At 68.5% G+C, this 15,455-nt stretch carries 15 protein-coding genes and 1 tRNA gene; 7 read left to right on the forward strand and 9 right to left on the reverse strand.

Annotation, left to right across the window (positions count from 1 at the left end; translation table 11 throughout):
• Positions 1–400 precede the first annotated feature (400 nt).
• Positions 401–652 carry a hypothetical protein gene (locus OG587_RS05960; protein ID WP_329087629.1) on the reverse strand — a complete coding sequence of 84 codons (252 nt, stop codon included), beginning with the start codon at positions 650–652 and terminating at the stop codon, positions 401–403.
• Positions 653–833: 181 nt separating this feature from the next.
• Between OG587_RS05960 and OG587_RS05965 the strand changes: the two genes are divergently transcribed.
• On the forward strand, positions 834–962 hold the full coding sequence (locus tag OG587_RS05965; RefSeq protein ID WP_329087631.1) for a hypothetical protein: 129 nt from the start codon (positions 834–836) through the stop codon (positions 960–962).
• Positions 963–1,084: 122 nt separating this feature from the next.
• Positions 1,085–1,525, forward strand: a complete 441-nt coding sequence (locus tag OG587_RS05970; protein WP_329087633.1) for a hypothetical protein — start codon at positions 1,085–1,087, stop codon at positions 1,523–1,525.
• A gap of 381 nt (positions 1,526–1,906) precedes the next feature.
• Here the strand turns inward: OG587_RS05970 and OG587_RS05975 are convergent.
• Together OG587_RS05975 and OG587_RS05980 are read right to left on the reverse strand one after the other, a co-directional pair.
• Positions 1,907–1,983 (reverse strand) — tRNA-Thr (locus OG587_RS05975).
• A 64-nt stretch (positions 1,984–2,047) separates the two neighbouring features.
• Entirely contained in the window at positions 2,048–3,541 is a 1,494-nt protein-coding gene (locus tag OG587_RS05980; protein WP_329087635.1) for an alpha/beta hydrolase, read from the reverse strand.
• Between the two features lie 329 nt (positions 3,542–3,870).
• Between OG587_RS05980 and OG587_RS05985 the strand changes: the two genes are divergently transcribed.
• Complete coding sequence (locus OG587_RS05985; protein ID WP_329087637.1) at positions 3,871–4,599, forward strand: Crp/Fnr family transcriptional regulator; 729 nt, start codon at positions 3,871–3,873, stop codon at positions 4,597–4,599.
• Positions 4,600–4,771: 172 nt separating this feature from the next.
• Here the strand turns inward: OG587_RS05985 and OG587_RS05990 are convergent, their stop codons facing one another.
• Positions 4,772–5,221, reverse strand: coding sequence for a hypothetical protein (locus tag OG587_RS05990; protein ID WP_329087638.1), 450 nt, complete (start codon positions 5,219–5,221; stop codon positions 4,772–4,774).
• Positions 5,222–5,491: 270 nt separating this feature from the next.
• On the opposite strand from OG587_RS05990, the gene OG587_RS05995 reads away from it, so the two are divergent.
• Genes OG587_RS05995 through OG587_RS06010 form a run of 4 tightly spaced genes read left to right on the forward strand, consistent with a single transcriptional unit; the run spans position 5,492 to position 10,686 of the window.
• A complete protein-coding gene (locus tag OG587_RS05995) occupies positions 5,492–6,229 on the forward strand; it encodes a hypothetical protein (protein ID WP_329087640.1) in 738 nt (245 codons plus the stop codon).
• Positions 6,226–8,295: a hypothetical protein gene (locus tag OG587_RS06000; RefSeq protein WP_329087641.1), complete on the forward strand. Its 2,070-nt coding sequence runs from the start codon at positions 6,226–6,228 to the stop codon at positions 8,293–8,295. The genes OG587_RS05995 and OG587_RS06000 overlap by 4 nt, the downstream gene beginning before the upstream one ends.
• Positions 8,296–8,312: 17 nt before the next feature.
• On the forward strand, positions 8,313–9,305 hold the full coding sequence (locus OG587_RS06005) for a hypothetical protein (protein WP_329087643.1): 993 nt from the start codon (positions 8,313–8,315) through the stop codon (positions 9,303–9,305).
• Positions 9,298–10,686: a DUF4407 domain-containing protein gene (locus OG587_RS06010; RefSeq protein ID WP_329087644.1), complete on the forward strand. Its 1,389-nt coding sequence runs from the start codon at positions 9,298–9,300 to the stop codon at positions 10,684–10,686. Before OG587_RS06005 ends, OG587_RS06010 begins: the two co-directional genes overlap by 8 nt.
• A gap of 507 nt (positions 10,687–11,193) precedes the next feature.
• On the opposite strand, the gene OG587_RS06015 is transcribed toward OG587_RS06010, so the two are convergent.
• The 5 genes from OG587_RS06015 to OG587_RS06035 all read right to left on the reverse strand — a co-directional run bounded on the left by OG587_RS06015 (position 11,194) and on the right by OG587_RS06035 (position 15,300).
• A complete protein-coding gene (locus OG587_RS06015; protein WP_386266416.1) occupies positions 11,194–12,045 on the reverse strand; it encodes a PSP1 domain-containing protein in 852 nt (283 codons plus the stop codon).
• 78 nt (positions 12,046–12,123) lie between these two features.
• On the reverse strand, positions 12,124–12,720 hold the full coding sequence (locus OG587_RS06020) for a permease-like cell division protein FtsX (protein WP_329087646.1): 597 nt from the start codon (positions 12,718–12,720) through the stop codon (positions 12,124–12,126).
• Positions 12,717–13,340 (reverse strand): SigE family RNA polymerase sigma factor, encoded by a 624-nt coding sequence (locus tag OG587_RS06025; RefSeq protein WP_329093752.1) that lies wholly within the window; start codon positions 13,338–13,340, stop codon positions 12,717–12,719. The genes OG587_RS06020 and OG587_RS06025 overlap by 4 nt, the downstream gene beginning before the upstream one ends.
• Positions 13,341–13,423: 83 nt before the next feature.
• Positions 13,424–14,578, reverse strand: coding sequence for a glycosyltransferase family 4 protein (locus OG587_RS06030; RefSeq protein WP_329087649.1), 1,155 nt, complete (start codon positions 14,576–14,578; stop codon positions 13,424–13,426).
• Entirely contained in the window at positions 14,575–15,300 is a 726-nt protein-coding gene (locus OG587_RS06035; RefSeq protein ID WP_329087651.1) for a hypothetical protein, read from the reverse strand. The genes OG587_RS06030 and OG587_RS06035 overlap by 4 nt, the downstream gene beginning before the upstream one ends.
• Between the last annotated feature and the right edge of the window lie 155 nt (positions 15,301–15,455).

Here is a 15,455-nt window from a genome sequence, read left to right on the forward strand (position 1 = left end):
GGTGCACGGCGTCCGAGACCGTACTTTCGGCCGCCGGTTCATCGGGTGAGGGCGGGCGCCTGCTTTCAAGCCCCCCTGTAGCCCCTGGTTTCGGCAGATGAGCGGGGGCGGCATCGCCGTCTAATACAGCTGGACACGGGTGATGATGCAGTGCGGCTCGGCCGCGTCCGCAACGACGACGTACTCGGCGACGCCCAAGATCCCATGCTTACCGAGCGGAACCCTACGCTGCTGCGGCCACTGAACAGAAGCCGTGTGCCCGGAGACATCGCCTCTCGTCTCGTTGATCTCAACGGACAGTGCGACAACCGCCGAAAACAACGCCGGGCTGATCTGAGGATCGGCTAAGAGCTCCGCGACCCCCTCGGAGAAATGGCAAGGCCACCCCTCCGCTTCGGGTTCACTCAAGGGGCAGCCCTTGCCGCTCTCGGCGATCAAGAACATCGGCGAGGGTGGCGACGGGCAAGGTGCCCTCCAGCGCAGCCTTACGGATCTGGTCGGCCTCGGGATCCGTGTCGAGCATCGCCTCACACCACCAACGGCGCAGGATCGTCTCCGCCTGATCCAGAGGTGCTGTGCCGAGCTCCCGGTAGAACTCCATCCGCCGACCGCTTTGAAGGGCCGCAGCGATCCCATCAACGGTGCGTGGCACCCGGGGCTCCCCAGGAGCATACGGATGGACAGGCTGAGCACTCATACCGTGAGAATAGCCGGAGGGGAGGCGTCACATCGGGAAGAGACAGGATGAATCCCAAAACCAAGCATGCCCCTAACCGCGAATCACCTGTTCAGAGACCTTACGGACGCAGAGCCGACGAGAAGACCCGGCTCGCGTGGCAGCGCTCCGAGCACTCCGCGAGCAGCAGTTCACCGAACGCTCCGGTCACTGGAACGACGGGGAGGAACACGGCATCGCCTTCCTGTCTCTGCGCGGCACTCCGATGGAGCCTGACAACCCCTGACCTTGCCCAGTGCAGGCTCAGGGACTTTACGTTGAGCTGTGCACATACGAACTGACCCCTCGGTATCGCCTCGTCTCCACACCTTCCTTCACGAAAACGCACGCTGGCATGAACCGACGCCTGTGGCCTGGATCGAACGGACTGCCCGTGCCGTTGATCATGCCGGGGTCGAGGTCGAGGCTCCCGCTGAAGCCGTTGAAGCGATGATCGCTTTTGAGCAGAGATACGGCGGACTGTGGTGCCCAGCTTTGGGACCCAATGGAATGGAGTACGGGCTGGATGGCGACGCGAGGGTCTACCGGACGGCCCAGGGATGGGCGTTCTTCGGAATCATGGACGGTGACTGGACGAATAGCGTGAAAGTCCTGCTGGACGGCCGCACCGGGATGGCCCTCGCCGACAAGCCGCTCAGGATTCTCAATCGGAGTGTCGACCAGCGACTTGAAGCACACGCCCTGCTCCTCGCCCTCCACCGCTGGCCACATCTGACGCTGGAGCTGGCCCTTCCGCAGGGAACAACACCCGGTCCTGATAGGTACGGACCTTCCGCCACGAGTCGATGAGGCCTCGGGGCCGGCGGACCTGTGGTGGTTCGACGGAGCATCCGCCGTGCACCTTCACCTCAATGCCTGGTGGACAGATGATCATGACATTTGGGTCGTACGGTGCTTCGGCCAAGACGACACAGCCCTGAACCAGATCAAGAAAGCGTTGCTCAGCGAGGTGACCGAACTGCTGCAGCCGAGGGAGATTCGATGCTTACTGTGCGGACGGCATACCACCTCGGGCGGACCGTGTTCATGAACACCGCAGCCTCCAGGTGTTGAAGACTGATCGATTCCAAACACTCACCCTGTCGCGGGCGAGGCCGCCGGATCCACAGCGCTGTCGGCAAGGGGGTTGACAAAAGGCCCCCACCGGAACCCGGTGAGGGCCTTCTGACCTGGAGCCGCCTTGGGGAATCGAACCCCAGACCCCTTCATTACGAGTGAAGTGCTCTGGCCGACTGAGCTAAGGCGGCGTGCCGTGTTTCACCACGGCCTACGGCAGTCTACAGGCTCCCGGGGCCTTCCCGCGCCCTGGAATCAGCTGATCTTGGGGCAGCGGGTCCCGTCCTTGGGAACGGTCAGATCGATCAGGTAGTCGTCCACCAGGCGATCCACGCACGTCGAGCCGGTCAGGTAGGCGGTGTGCCCGTCGCCGTCGAAACCGACGAGGACGCCGGAGGAGAGCTGGGAGGCGAGGGCCTCGGACCACTGGTAGGGCGTGGCCGGGTCGCGTTCGGTGCCGACGACCATGATGGGCGGGGCTCCGGGGGCGTCGATCTTCGGCCGTGGGCCTCCCCTGGCCGGCCAGTACGCGCAGGGCAGCGAGCTCCACATGACGTACGCGCCGAAGAGAGGGGCGTCCTTGGCCGACTCGCGGGCCGCCGTGGCGTAGGCGGCGGAGTCGCGGGGGTAGGGGGCGTCGACGCAGTTGACGGCCAGGTTGGACTCGGTCTGGTTGGTGTACTCGCCGTTCGTCTCGCGGTCGATCAGCAGGTCGGCCAGGCGGAGCAGGGTGGTGCCGTCACCCTTCATCGCCCGGCCGAGCGCCTGGCGGAGGATCGGCCAGGCGTGCCGGTCGTAGAGCGGGGTGATCAGGCCGAGGGTGGTCCAGGCCTCGGTCACCGTACGGCCGTCGCCCGTCCCGTTGGTCAGGGGGGCCGCGTCCGCGCGGCGGAGCAGGGCGGCGATCTCCGCGCGGGCGGAGCCGACGGAGCCGCGGAAAGGGCAGTCGGTGGCCGTGAGGCAGTCTCCGAGGAAGGCGTCGAGGGCGACCTCGAAACCGCGTGCCTGCGCGGTGTTCATCTCCAGCGGGCTGAGTGAGGGGTCCACGGCGCCGTCCAGGACGAGGGCGCGGACGCGGTCGGGAAAGAGGTCCGCGTAGGCGGCGCCCAGCTGGGTGCCGTACGACTTGCCGAGGTAGGTGAGGCGGGAGTCGCCGACGGCGGCGCGCAGCAGGTCCATGTCCCGGGCGGCGTCGGCCGTGCCGACGTGCGGCAGGAGCCTGCCGGAGCGGGCCTGGCACCCGGAGGCGAACCGCCGCGAGCCCTCCTCCAGCATGGTGACCTCCCCCGGCGAGTCGGGCGAGCTGTCGAGGCCGACGTAGGTGTCCAGCTCGCTCGACGACAGGCACCGGACCGGCGCGGACTCGCCGACCCCTCGCGGGTCGAAGCCCACGACGTCGAAGCGGTCTCGGACGGCCTTGCTCACCGCCGTGCGGGCACCTCGCGCGTACTTAACGCCGGAGGCGCCGGGACCGCCGGGATTGAGGAGGATCGAGCCGATCCGATCACCCGAGGCGGGGAGCCGGATCACGCTGAGCTCGATCTTCTCGCCGTCCGGCTTGGCGTGATCGAGGGGAACGGGGAGCTTCGCGCACTCGAAACCGTCCCCGCACCCGTCCCAGTCGAGCGACGCTCCCCCTACCTCGCCACCGCCCGTACCGCTGCCGGAACCGGCGTTGGCGCCGGTTCCGGTGCACGCGCTCGCGAGCAGGGCCACCGCCGCCAGTACGGCGACCACCTGGGATCTCATGCCTTGCCCGACTCGCGGGAGGGCGGATCGTATGCCGATCCGGCATACGAGGTCCGGTCACGGAGCTCCCGACGCGACGAATCCCCATACTTCTGAGGTGCACGCATCCGCTTCACCTTCTTAAGGCCGGAATGTCAAGATTGTGGGACACGATCGTCACGCGCTCAGCAGGAGAGCCCGGTGTCCTTCGAATGGCCACCGGCCGAGTGGACACCGGTGGCATCTTAGCCAACCGGCCTGATCCCGATGGGCGTCCTCCACGTTCCCCTGCGTGAATATGACGATCGGCGAACGGATGAAGCGTGCACCCTCACCGTCGAGGAGGCCTCATGTCCAGCAGGACGCCCCGCCAGACCCCCGGCTCTCCCTGGCCCGCGGGGACCCTGATCTCAACCCTTGACGCCGAGGGGCGCAACGAGCTTTTCAAGCTTGGCGAGTCACAACGCCACGAGCCCGGAGCGATTCTGATCCGGCAGGGCGACCTGCGATGTGATCATGTTCTCCTGCTCCGTTCCGTCCGGCCCGCGTCGCCCGCCTGCGCGAAGATCACGGCGATCCTCGACAACGGCACCGAGGCGTTGCTCGGCATAAGGCTGAGCGGTGACCTGGTGGGCGAGATGGCCGCGCTCCGGGAGACGGAGCGCTCGGCGACGGTCACGGCCTGCACCCCGCTGGTGGCCTTCCGGATCCCCGCGACCACGTTCTTCGCCCATCTCGACGAGCGTCCGCGCCTGTGGTCCGCGCTGGCCTCCATGATCGCGGAACGGCTGGAATGGGCCAACCAGCGCCGGCTCGAGTTCACCGCCTTCGAGGTCCCGGTACGACTGGCACGGGTGCTCGGCGAGCTGGCGGCGCGTCACGGATTCGCCGTCGCGGGCGGTACGGACCTCGGCATCAGGCTGTCGCAGCCCGAGCTGGGACGGCTCATCGGAGCGAAGGAGGCCGCGGTGAACAACGCGGTCCGGCTCCTCAAGCGGAACGGGCTGCTGCTGACCGACTACAGGCGGGTGGTCATCACGGATCTGGAGGCGCTCCACGCCTTCGGCGCCGCGGGTTGAGCGCACGGGGGTGGCCTCGCCGCCGCCCGGATCGCACTCCGCGAGGCGTCCTCCCCATGACGCCGTGACGCTCCGCGGGCCGCACCCGCGGCGGTGTCGCGCAACGGGGGTCATCTCCATACCGCCGTGACGCTCCGCGGGCCGCGCCCGCGGCGGTGTCGCGCGACGGGGGTCATCTCCATGCCGCGACGAGCACCGTCAGCGATATCGCCGCGACGAGCGTCAGCCCGGTCCAGGGCAGCGCGCTGGACACGTGACGGTACTTGCGCTCGGCGATCTGGGCAAGGAGGCGCGTCATCGCCCACGCCTCGTCGATCCTGGTCGCGACGTCCTCGTCCGCCGCCTGGGGCAGGTGGCCGGCGACCCCGGTTATGCCGTACCGGCTCCGCGTGTTCGGCGGCCACAGAACCGGCCGGATGGTCTGGAGCATGTGATAACCGGACACGAGAAAACCCAGCAGGAAGAGTCCCAGCAGCGCGTTCCCCGCGACGAGGCCCGCGTGGGCGAGTCTGGCGACACCTCCGGCCTGGGCCGCGACCGTCGCCGCGGCCCCCGCGTGCGCCACGGCGAGGACGCCCACCTTCCCGTCGGCATGCTGAACGTAACTCTGGAACGAGATCATCACCGCCAGCGCGCCATCTAGATCCTGATTCGTCAACTTTTGCGGCTTTTGTCGCATCCAGTGCACCGTTTTCCCCTCGCCTCTTGGCATCAAACTTCAGGAAATGGCGCGAACCAGGTTATGAGTATGCATTAATCCACCTTGGGGCTTATTCTCCATATTTGCTAGGGCCACATCCCCTACCAGTAGGGGATGTGGCCCTAGACATTCCCCCATACTGATGGCTTCGAGCTGGAGTTACCACCAGACCGTAAGGAACCGGAAGAATCCATGAAAAGCGGCGATTTCGGACGCGCCCTCATCATGTCCAGCGATCTACGAGGATACGGACAAGGAGCTGACAAACGCCACGAGACCATGCAGCACGGCTTCATCGACCTTCACGAGAACGCGGCTGCCCGGACGGGGCTCAACCGGCACCGGTGGGTGATCCAGCAGGGAGGCGACGGCGAGCTCGCGGTGCTCCCCGCCGACGAACCCGACCCTCTCGTCGTCGACCAGTACATACGCGCCATCCACCAGGGACTGGTCGACCACAACGACGGCCTGGCGGCGGAGGAGCGGCTCCGTCTCAGGGTGGCCCTCGCCTTCGGCACCGCCTACCCGTCGGCCAACGGATACGCCGGCCAGGCGGTCGTCGAGGCGAGCCGGCTGGTCGACTGGCGGCCACTCAAAAAGATCTTCAAGAAGAGAGAGGACATGAACATTGTTCTCATTCTCTCCCAGCGGGTTTTCGAGGACGTGGTGCAGCAGGGACACACCTCCTACGGGATCGGCGACTTCCACAGGGTGACGATTCGGGAGAAGGAGTTCTCCGGCTCCGCATGGATATGGAGCCCGGAATTCAGGCCTGAAGATTTGCGCCTCCTGTCCGATTCAACGGATACGAAAGCGGACGACCAGGCGGAGAACCTCGGAACCGGTACCTCCCAGCAGGCGGAAGTGATCAACAATCTGAGTGGTCCCGTCGACGCCCGCCGCGCGGTCTTCGGGATCGGCCGTAAATGACGACGGCGGAACCCCCTCCGGGCAACGATCCACCGGCCGAGCCCCTCGCCGAACCGGAGCAGGAGGAGCGGCAACAGGCCACCCCGGACGAACCGGCCGCCGAGCGCACGGACGAGGACTTCGACGAAGGCGCTCTCGGCCAGACCGCCACAGTGATCAACAACTTCTTCGCCGAGGTACAGGCGCAGAAGGCGACCTTCGGCATGGCGGGCACCGGAACGGCGCGATCGACGTCGCGACGGCTCGACGAGAAGGAGATCGATCGCGCCCTCAGGCACTTCGTCAGGCCGCCGGGTTTCGACAGGGCCGTGACGATCCTGCGCGAACGTCGCGTGGTGGTCCTCGTGGGAGGCGAGGGCATCGGCAAGTGGACGAGCGGAACCGCCCTCCTCGCCCAGGTCAAGCTACCCGCGGACAAAGTGGTCGTCCTCTCCCCCCGCCGTGACCTGGAAGACCTGCTGGCGACCTCGTTCAGGAAGGACCGCGTCTACTTCATCCATGACTGGATCAACGACAAGGCCGAGAAGGGCCTGCGGCGCTTCACCTTCGACACGCTGAGCGCCAGGCTGGCCCAGGCGGAGGCGCATCTGGTGATCACCCTCAACCGCGCGGAGGTGCGCTTCGAGCTTGAGGCGTTCGAGATCGGATGGGAGCCTCCCGACTCCCTGAAGCTGCTCGACGCCCATGTCGGCACGGATCACCCCGCTCTCTCCGAGGTCCAGGTCCGCGAACACGTCGCCGCGCTGCGCTCACCCCAGCGGGTCGTCGAGCTGGCCGAGCAGCTGACCGGCGGCGCCCGGCACGCGCGGGAGATCCTGGCCGACCTGGACGGCAGTACCGTCATCCAGTGGTTCGACGGCGAACCGAAACGCTCCGAGGTGCTGGCCGTCGCGGCCCTGGCCTTCGCGTACGGCATGCCGGAGCGGGTCTTCGAGCGGCTCCTGGTGCGACTGACGAGCATCGCGGACGAGATCGAGCGCCAGGGGGCCGAACGCGAGACGCGCCCGATCGGGGAGGATCTGCCGCAGAGCCGGAAGCTGTGGAACAGCCGGCATTCGCTGATCGGCACGTCCACCGAGGCGGGCGAGCCCAGGGTGGTCTTCTGCGGTCCTCGCCACCGCGAGCACGTGATCACCCAGCTCTGCCTGCACTACGGATACAGCGTGTGGGAGCCGTTGCGCGAGTGGATCCGCGAGCTGGCCGGGGAGCTCCCCGAGGTCCAGGTACAGGTCGCGGCGGGGCTCGCGCTGCTCGCGAGGACACGCCCCGAGGAGGTCAGGGAATCCTTCCTGCGGCCCTGGGCCGGAGGCCTGGCCCAGGAACGGCTCACCGCGGCCAACACGCTCTCCATGATGTGCGTGGACGACGTCACCGCGGCCATCGCCTTCGGCACCGCCCTGAGCTGGGTGGAGAACGCCGGGCAACCACAGGCCATGACCGCCGCCCTCGCCCTCGCGGGCGGCCTGTCCATCCGATATCCGGGTGAGGCCGTCGACTGGCTCTGGTACCTGTCACTGCGCGGGATCCGGGTGAGCAACGTGGCCCAGAGGGCGCTGACGCTCCTGTTCCAGACCGCGGCGGAACGAGACGGTGAGGCGCTGACCGGGCTGCGGCTGCTCGCCAAGCACCTGGAGCGTGACCTCGATGAGGGCATGCCACCGCAGTTGGCCAGGCGGGCCCTCGAAGCCGTGCTCGGCGTGCTGCGATCCGACCGGTTGGAGAGCGAGAGGCCACTCATGGCATGGCTGCTCCTGTCCCAGCCGTCGAGCGCCGAACCGATCGGCGTCCTGTGGGCATGGGCCCTCCACAACGCCCACCACCGCGCGGAGGCGGTTCGGGCGCTCTGCCGCACCCTCCAGGCCCTGGAGGAGCAGGACGGCGCCCTGGCCGCCGCGGAAGCGCTGGGCCAGGTGATCTGGACGACCCTGCCCGGCGGCGTGACGGTGCTGGTCAAGCGCGCGATCGATCGCGCCTGCGGCGAGACGCACGCGCGGTGGGATCCCCCGCTCGCCAAGGAGATCGTCCTCGCCCTGCTCAACGCGGGCACACGGCGAAGCCAGCAATGACATCAAGGAGAACATCGATGCCCGCGCACAGCGAATACCCGATCGTGGAAGAACGCGCCCTCCGGCCTCCCCGTCGGCGGCTGGGACTCTTCCCCCGCCGCGATCCTGACGAGCTTCCCGAGACCCCGGTGGGAACCGTCCTCGTCTTCGCGCTGAACGGAGGCTACAAGGCGTACACGGAGGGCCAGCACCTGCGCGGGTCGGAGGACGCCGTCGTGGAGGCGAGATCCGTGAGCGTCGTCTACATGCGCAACCGGCAGGTCACGCTGGGGATCGAGATCCCGTCACAGGACATGGGCTACCAGTTCCTGCTGAAGGCCGTCTTCAAGTGCAGGGTGACCGACGCCGAGGCGGTCGTCTCCGCCGGGATCGAGGACGCCGCGGACGTGCTGACCAACCATCTCCGTGACGACGCGCAGCTGATGCGGCTCGGCACGACGCGGCCGATCGAGGAGGTGCACCTGCTGTCCGTGGAGGTCACCAACAGGGTCCGGGCCTACCTGGAGTTCTACCCGCCCCGGATCGACGGGCTGGAGGTGGTCCTGGTCAACGTCGACCTTCTCCCGCCCAACGACATTCTCGTCCACGGCCAGCGGCTCAAACGGCTCAAGTGGGACGGGGAGAGCAGGGAGCTGGCGTCGGCGATCGAGAACCGTGACGTCACCAGGATCGAGGAGATCTTCAAGCGCGGCGCCGAGGCGACCGTGGCGTTCGGCGTCAGCCGGGAGCAACTGCTGATGACCGACGCCGTCGGCATCACCCGCGAGGCGCAGGAGAACCGGATGAAGGCCCTGTCCGATCTCATCAACGGCATGCCCGACGGGGCACTGGACTTCCTGCCCATCGACACCCAGAGGCTCATCGAGAGGGTGGTGACGTCGGTCACCGGGGACAACCTGTTCGCCGAGGCGCCGAAGGCCGTGGAACCTCCCGCGCTGGGCGGTGGCCGGTCGTTCCAGAACGGGCACGACGGCCCGCGCAGGATCGGCCTGGAGGACCTCGATGACTGACGAGGTGCCGCCCGGCAGGCACTCGAAGGTCCCGCCCGCCGAGCCGGGCAGCCGGTTCGACCTGGGGCGGCGGCTCCGGGTCCTCTCCGGGGTCGACGAGGAGATCCTGGACCAGGTGCCGCTGGAGCGGACCCGGTACGTGGGTCTCGGCGGCGTGGTGCTGGGCACGGCGGTCGTCGCCGGGATCTCGATGTGGTTCGCCCTGAGCCAGGTTCTGGGCGGCTCCCACATCGGGCTGGTCATCCCCACGGTGATCTGGACGCTCATCGTGCTCAACCTCGACAGATGGCTCGTCTCGACCGTGACCGGCATCTGGCAGCGCAGGCTCCTGATGCTGGTCCCCCGCCTGCTCGTCGCCGTGGTGCTGGGCTTCGTCATCGCCGAGCCGCTGGTCCTGAAGGTGTTCGAGACCGCGGTGGTCCAGCACGTCCTGGACGAACGCCAGGACGCCCGCGGCGCGGAGCGGGCCCTGCTCCTGAGGTGCAATCCCCAGGAGCCCGGCGACGCGCGGGAACAGCGGGGTTGCGAGGACGCCAGGCTCCTGGCCCCGGCCGCCGAGTCGGACGCGACCAGGCTGCGCGATCTGGAGAGGGACGCCGAAAGGCTCCGCACCCGGGTCAACGCCGACAGCGCGCGGTACGACAGGCTGTTCACCCAGGCCACGAACGAATGCGGAGGGAAAAAGACAGAGGGGACGAGCGGCAGAAGAGGCATGGGACCGCTCTGCGAACGCCTGGACACCGCGGTGAAGGCCTTCGCCGCCCGCAGCAAGCTGGCCGAGAACCAGAAGAGGCTGCGCTCCCTGGACGACCAGGTGTCCGCGCTGCGCGAGCCTCTCGCCGACAAGCGGGCCGACTTCGGGCAGCGGGTCGAGGCGGACGTGCAAAAGCGGGTGGACGCGATGCCCGGGGCGGACGATCCCGTGGGTCTCCTGGAGCGTATGCGGGCGCTGCACGAGCTGACGGCCGAGAACCCCTACCTGTTCGGGGCGAGCTGGCTGCTCCGGCTGTTCCTGATCCTGATCGACTGTCTGCCCGTCCTGGTCAAGCTCATGGGGGGCACGACCGCCTACGACCGGATGGTGGATCGCGCGAACCGTACCCAGGAGAGAATCCACGAGAGGCGTCTGCAGTTCAGCGCGGACGGGCGCGTCGGCGAGCTGGAGCTTCAGGCGCACCGCGACGCGGAGGACCGCCGACGGCGGCGCCAGCTGATGGACATCGAGAGCAAGGCCGCCGACGCCGAGGCGCGCGCCGCGGTGGAGGCCATGATCAGGCGTCGGACCGAGGAGATGAGTTTCCAGGGCGTCACGCACGTCATCAAGGAGGAGCGGCGCAACGGCTCCCACCCGCACATCGACCTGACGAGCTCCCAGAACTGACCGCGTTCCGGGCCGTCGGTCGACTCCGGGCCGGGCGCCCTTCCCTCACCCTCCCCACGTGCTCACCGCGTGAGTCCGCGGACGGCCCCGATCCTCCGGGCGGGTTCCGAGGCAGGGGTCCGTGACCGTCGGCCCATCGGCCCGGCGACCCGCCGGGCCACCCGGTAGGCCCCCGCCGTGGCCAGGTGACCCGGCGGGCCGGCCGAGTCACCTGGTACGGCCCGCCGTGACCGCCCGCCGTCTCTTCCCCGAGGGCCTGGCGGGCCTCGTCGCCGCCCGCCGGTCTGGCCGGACCGGCGGGCGGTCATTCTTCCCCGCGGCACGAACCCGGGTACCCGTGAGAACACCGGCTCGGCCGGTCACCCACCGGCGTGCCGCGGGACGCGGACGCCCGCGGCCCCCGGCGACCCCGGTCACCCGTGCTCAGACCCCGGTCACCCATGCCCACGCCCTGGTCATCCCTGCTCAGGCCCTGGTCACCCGTGCTCAAACCTCGGTCATCCCTGCTCAGACCCCGTCGTCGGCGACCTTCACCGCGTCCCCGTACGCCGCGTCGTGCTGTTTGCGCGGGGAGCACACCGACGCCGACGGGCACGCGCAGCGGCGCCCGCCGTCCTCCAGGCGGACCACGACGGAGTCGGAGGGCACGTTACGGCCCACGACGGTTCCCGCCCCCTCAGGGGTGTCGACTTTCAGCCCGACGCGGGGCATCCTGCTGTGCGCGTCGAGGTAGAGAGGGTGCTCGTACTTCAGGCAGCACATCAGCCGCCCGCACGCCCCCGCGATGCGCAGCGGGTTGACCGGCAGGTCCTGGTCCTTGGCCATGCGGACGGAGACCGGCTCGAAGTCCTTGAGGAAGGTGGCGCAGCACAGGTCGCGACCGCACGGGCCGATGCCGCCCTGGAGGCGGGCCTCGTCGCGTGGGCCGATCTGGCGCAGCTCCACCCTGGCGCGCAGGTTGCGGGCCAGGTCGCGGACGAGGGCCCGGAAGTCGACCCGCTGGGGAGCCGAGAAATAGACCGTGTAGACGTTCTCGGCGTCGGTGTAGTCGACGCCGACGACCTTCATGGGCAGTGTGTGTCGCTTGATCAGGCGCTTGGAGACGCTGCGGGCCTCGGCGCGACGCCGCTTGTTGCCCTCGTCGCGGGTCAGGTGCTCCTCGTCCGCGATGCCGGCGCACACCGGCAGCCCGCCGACCTCCTCACTCGTCCACTGGGGCGCCCAGACGCACTCGGCCACCTCGGGCCCGGCGTCGGTGGGGACGAGCACCTTGTCTCCGACCTTGGGACTGTACTCACCGGGATCGAGGTAGTACAGCCTGCCGTAGCGGGTGAAACTCACCGCCATGATCATGCCCATATGGCTCCAAACCTGGGGGTACGGCCTTCGCCCACCCGCCACATTACGCGCCGGGGCCACCCCTGGGGACCCGCCGCTTCAGCATTTCCCCTCGGGCGACAGGCATCCTTGGTCGATCACGTTGGCGACACCGGGCAATGTCCTGACGGCCGCGACGATCGCCTTTCGATCGGCACCCGGCTCCGGCGTGACCCGGAACGATATGGGCATGTCCTTGACCTGGATCGCGGTGATCAGCTCCTTGTTGGCCTTGTTATGCTCCTTGAAGTTCTCGTAGCTCTCCGCCTGGTCCTCGAAGCCGATCCACGCCACGTCCCGCCGGCTCCACAGCGCCTCGGCGATCTTCGCCCTGTTGGGGCTCCGGTCCTCGCACTGGGGAAAGGGGTCGCGCTTCTTGCACAGGAAGACCGAGATCTCGAGCTTTGGACCCGGCGGAGCCTGGACGGCGGTGGCCGTCCGGGGGTCCGGCCGTCCCCCCCACGCGTATCCGGCCCCGACGACGGCCGTCACCGTGACGGCGGCGACCAGCAGCATCGGGACTCTGGACCGGCGGCGGGTCCGGACGGCCAGCGGGCGGACGTCCACGGCGGTCGCCGCGGCACCGGACAGGGCGTCGCGAAGGCGGTTCTCGGTGACGGGCAGGGCGTCGCGGAGGCGGTTCTCGGTGGCGTTCATGATTGCTCCCCAAGCACTCGGGCGAGGGCGGCCAGCCCACGCGCGATGGTGGAACGGGCAGTACCGGCGGCGATCCCCATGGTCTGGGCGATCTCCAGGTCCGTCAGGTCGAGGTAGTAGCGGAGCGTCAGCGCCTCCCGCTGCCGCCTGGGCAGCGCGCGCAGGGCCACGAGCACCTCCCGGCGCTCCTCACCGAGCAGCGCCGCGTGTTCGGCCGACCAGACAGGCGGCTCGTACGGCGCGGCCCGCCGGAAGGCGACCGCCCGGCGGCGCAGCACCGAGCGGGACCCGTTGAGCACCGCCGAACGGATGTACGTCAGCGCCCGGTCGGGGTCGCGCAGGCGGCGTCGTCCCGCGTGGGTGCGGGCGAACGCCTCCTGTACGACGTCCTCGGCCGTGGCCTGGTCTCCCACCATGAGCAGCGCCAGCCGTACGAGGCCGAGATGGTGCTCGGCGAACAACGCCGCGACGTCGACACGGTCCCTCGACACCGCGGCGTCCACGTACTCCTTCGACATCGCGGCGTCCGTGTACTCCTTCGACGCCGCGACACCCACCTGTTTCTTCGACGTCGTGGCTCTGACGCGGTCCCTGGCCAGGGGCTCCCCGTGGGAGAGCATTTCGATCACTGGGTCGGGAATTCTTCCCGAGGATGACAGGGTCACATCACAGAGACGCCCTACCGGGCCATCCGCTGCTCCGGTCAGCGACCGAGTTTGGCGAAGGACTTCTCCCAGCGGTTTACGATCATGGAAATGTCATAGTTCCTGGCCGTCTGGAGAGCGTTCTCGGCCATCCGGCGGCGGCCCTCCTCGTCGTCGATCATCTGGATCAGCCCGGCGGCCAGGGCGTCCACGTCGTCGGCGGGGACCAGCAGCCCGTTCACCCCGGAGGTGATGATCTCGCGGGGACCCCGGGGGCAGTCGAAGCTGATCACCGGCACCCCGGAGGCGAACGCCTCGATGATGGTCATGCCGAAGCCCTCGAACCGGGAGCTGACCGCGTGGATCGAGGCCTTGGCGAGCTCGCCCTCGATGTCTCCGGTGGGACCCATGAACGTGACGTTGTTGTGCAGCCGCAGCTTGACGGACTGTCTCACCAGTTTGTCGCCGACCCGGCCCTCGCCGTAGATCCGCAGCTTCCAGTCCGGGCGTTCCCTGGCCACCCGGACGAACGCCTTCAGCAGCCGGTCGTACCCCTTGACCGGCACCAGCCTGCCCGCGGCGAGCACGATCCGGTTCTCCTGCCTGGAGCGCGGACGCGGCCCGCCGGGCAGCCCGTTGCCGATGGTGAACACCCGGGTGGACGACCCGTTGAGCATCTTCCGGTAGTCGTGCTCGTCGGCCTCGGTGAGGGTCACGACGGCGTCGAGCTTCGGGTACCACGTCCGGATCTCCTCGAAGATCCCGGGCTGGTGGGCCTCGAAGTGCAGGTGCTCCTGGGCGATCGTGACGACTCGTTTGCGGGCGTACCTCGCGGCCATAATGTTGAGCCCCGCGCGGGTGGTGATCAGCACGTCGCTGCGGAGCCTGCGCAGCTCGCGGACAAGAACCTCGTCGCTCCAGGCGCTGAAGGAGGCGTACGCGCGCTCCTCGGGGTGGATCAGCGCGCTCTCCCGCGCGCTCAGCCGCTCGGCCCTCTTCGTGTACGGCCAGCGGACCTTGGCCCCCTCCCGCAGGTCCACCAGCGAGCGCAGGCGGACCTGGGAGCCCAGCGGCAGGAAGGGCGTGTCGGCGTGCTGGAAGACGCTGACGATCTCGACCTCGTGCCGCTCGGACATGGCCGTGGCCAGGTCGAAGGTGGCGCGAATGGTGCCGCCCATACCGTAGGCGTTGAGGATGAGGAAGGAGATTTTCACGAGCCCTCCTCCTCGATGCTGAGCGCGACGGCGAGGCTGTCGGTCTCGGTGTAGTACGGCCGGACCCTCACCTGCCCGACCCGCTGGGCGGGAAAACGAACTTTGGTCTTCTTGTCCGTTATGTCATCAAGACGAGTGGCCAGCGGCAGCCGGGTTCCGGAGATCTCCGCGTACAGATCCCAGAAGACACGGCGCCGTACCTGCGCTTCGGCCATCGGCGCGATCTCGACCCCTCCATCGAACCATCGCCCCTGGAAGCTCGCGGGCCCGCTCACGGGCTCCGGCCCCCGGCGGGCCACCGCCACGAGCCTGGCCGCCCCCCGGATCGGCTCGCCGTACGCGACGGCGCCCTCGACCTGGATCACACCGTCCTCCGCGGTCACCCGGATCACCTCGACGTACGGCTCGACCTCGCGGACCCGCAGGCCCAGCGTGCCGAGAGAGGTGCGGAACGCCCTGATCTCCCGGTTGCGGGGGGTCTCGGCGTAGGACCACAGCCCGTCGAGCGAGAACCCCGGGTCGTCGGTGGCGACGGGCTCACCGCCGCGCGACGCCATCCAGACACCCGAGGACAGTGTCTTCAGGTCAGCGGCCTCGCACTCCTCACCGGTCTCCACGTGTCGCAGGACGATCCCCGGATCGTTCCCGTCGATCGGTTCCGGCCACTCGATCCTCAGCGCGTCGTCGTCGCCCACACGGCTCGTGACGGCCCGCCCACTCATGGACGGAATCACCCCGTGGCGTGCCCCCATGCTCACCAAGAGTCCCCCGGTCTTCTCTGCTCATCCCCGTAGAGCAGGACACTGTCCACTGATTTATAACGGAATAGCTTATTTTTGCCTGTTAATCCTAACGACCCACACTCGTACTTTGAGGT

Origin of the sequence: Streptosporangium sp. NBC_01469 (assembly GCF_036227305.1) — a bacterium.
In the GTDB taxonomy this organism is placed as follows: domain Bacteria; phylum Actinomycetota; class Actinomycetes; order Streptosporangiales; family Streptosporangiaceae; genus Streptosporangium.

Coding starts and splice junctions, on each gene's coding strand:
- OG587_RS05980 (WP_329087635.1), bottom strand. CDS start 3,541: ATGAGATCCCAGGTGGTCGCCGTACTGGCGGCGGTGGCCCTGCTCGCG.
- OG587_RS06005 (WP_329087643.1), top strand. CDS start 8,313: ATGCCCGCGCACAGCGAATACCCGATCGTGGAAGAACGCGCCCTCCGG.
- OG587_RS06025 (WP_329093752.1), bottom strand. CDS start 13,340: ATGCTCTCCCACGGGGAGCCCCTGGCCAGGGACCGCGTCAGAGCCACG.
- OG587_RS05995 (WP_329087640.1), top strand. CDS start 5,492: ATGAAAAGCGGCGATTTCGGACGCGCCCTCATCATGTCCAGCGATCTA.
- OG587_RS05990 (WP_329087638.1), bottom strand. CDS start 5,221: ATGATCTCGTTCCAGAGTTACGTTCAGCATGCCGACGGGAAGGTGGGC.
- OG587_RS06020 (WP_329087646.1), bottom strand. CDS start 12,720: ATGAACGCCACCGAGAACCGCCTCCGCGACGCCCTGCCCGTCACCGAG.
- OG587_RS05985 (WP_329087637.1), top strand. CDS start 3,871: ATGTCCAGCAGGACGCCCCGCCAGACCCCCGGCTCTCCCTGGCCCGCG.
- OG587_RS06035 (WP_329087651.1), bottom strand. CDS start 15,300: ATGAGTGGGCGGGCCGTCACGAGCCGTGTGGGCGACGACGACGCGCTG.
- OG587_RS06010 (WP_329087644.1), top strand. CDS start 9,298: ATGACTGACGAGGTGCCGCCCGGCAGGCACTCGAAGGTCCCGCCCGCC.
- OG587_RS06015 (WP_386266416.1), bottom strand. CDS start 12,045: ATGGGCATGATCATGGCGGTGAGTTTCACCCGCTACGGCAGGCTGTAC.
- OG587_RS06000 (WP_329087641.1), top strand. CDS start 6,226: ATGACGACGGCGGAACCCCCTCCGGGCAACGATCCACCGGCCGAGCCC.